Annotated in this window: 1 protein-coding gene; it reads right to left on the bottom strand. The window is 58.9% G+C overall.

Annotated elements, in window-relative coordinates:
• Positions 1-58: 58 nt before the first annotated feature.
• Positions 59-1,348 (bottom strand): ISL3-like element ISPpu12 family transposase, encoded by a 1,290-nt coding sequence (locus BC443_RS14260; protein ID WP_004574636.1) that lies wholly within the window; start codon positions 1,346-1,348, stop codon positions 59-61.
• Positions 1,349-1,414: the final 66 nt, after the last annotated feature.

The following is a 1,414-nucleotide window of genomic DNA, read 5'->3' as shown; positions in this document are numbered from 1 at the left end:
GGGTATACGGATTTAATGGTTGATGGGGCACCTTCACCCCATCAATCTGATACCACCCTCAGATGGTTGATAGATCGACTCCGTAGTTGAGTTCCTCTGCGAAGTCCGGCAGTCCGTAACCGATGGTTTTCTTGTAGAAAGGAGAGACCTTCGCAGTCGGTGCCTTCTTCTTGTGCTTCGTGGTGTAGAGCATTCGTGCCCGCATCACCTCGAAGGAGTAACCGCGCCCTTCACGGTTCTTGTCCTTGGCCAGTCGGTTGATGGACTCCGTGTAAGCGTTGGTGACGGGCATGTCCGTCTCGAAGTAGGTCATGGTCTCTTCGCGCCAGTTTCCCACTGCCCTGACCAGATCGCTCCAGACTTCCTTTTGGCCCTTCGGGATGGTGGCTATCCACTCGTCCAGGGCGGCTTCTGCCTGGAGCCGTGTGGTGGCGTCCCAGATGCCGTAGAAGCGCTCCTTGTGCTCGTAGGCGGCCAGCAGTTGCGGGAACGCGCCTGTCCAGGTCTCCATGATGAGGCGCTCCCGGTCTGAGACTTCGTGAGCGCGTTTCAGCAGGATTTTCCGGTCTCCCTTGAGAGTCCGGCTCTGGGACGGTTTCAGCTCCTTTCTGAGGCCCTTGCGCACTCTCTCTAGGGCATCGTTGGCCATGCGCACCACATGGAACTTATCGACCACGATACGGGCCTGGGGCAGCACAGCCTTGACCGCTGCCCGGTAGGGGTTCCACATGTCCATGCTGACGATCTCGACCTTCTGCCGGTCTTTCAGCTTCATCAGGTAGTTGGTCACCACGTCCTGGCGGCGGGTGGCCAGCAGGTCGAGCAGGGTTCGCTCCTCAATGTTGGTCAGAATGCAGCGGTAGCGCTTGTTCAGGTATAGCTCGTCAATGCCCAGGATGCGGGGCGTCTCGAAGCGGTGCCAGCGCCCCAGGAACTCGGCGCGGGCGTTGAAGATGTCGCGCACCGTCTTCTCGTCCAGGCCGGTCTGTGCCGCCACAAAGGTGTAGGGGTGGTTGAAGGATTCCTTCTCCACGTACTCATGCAGCCGCAGTGTCATACGGAATCCGTCCACCATCTCCGGTAGCTGGGGCCTGAATGTTGTCTTGCAGGCCCGGCAGGTGTATCGGCGGCGGACCACCCAGAGAGTGACCCGCTTGCCGTGGATGGGCAGATCACGATAGGGAACGTCACGCTTGCCGAACCGTACGAACTCACCCTGCACGCCGCATTCCTCGCAGGCGATGGGATCGGGCACGTCCACCTGGAAGTGCATTTCGTCGTCGGTTGATTTGCAGCCCAGTACTTGGTATTGCGGCAGGTGAAGGATGTTGTCGGGAAGTTCGGTCATGGTGTTGTATAGGCGTAGGTGTCAGTCAGATCCATCCGGCTCGGCATTGGTGTTTGCTTTTTTACC

It is taken from the genome of Salinicola sp. MIT1003 (genome assembly GCF_001858555.1).
In the GTDB taxonomy this organism is placed as follows: Bacteria; Pseudomonadota; Gammaproteobacteria; order Pseudomonadales; family Halomonadaceae; genus Salinicola; species Salinicola salarius.
The sequence above is the reverse complement of the archived record's forward strand: the minus strand, read 5'-3'. Positions and strand labels throughout refer to the sequence as shown.

What these genes read in the sequence shown, in the direction of transcription:
- BC443_RS14260 (WP_004574636.1), bottom strand. Translation starts at nt 1,348, where the DNA reads ATGACCGAACTTCCCGACAACATCCTTCACCTGCCGCAATACCAAGTA.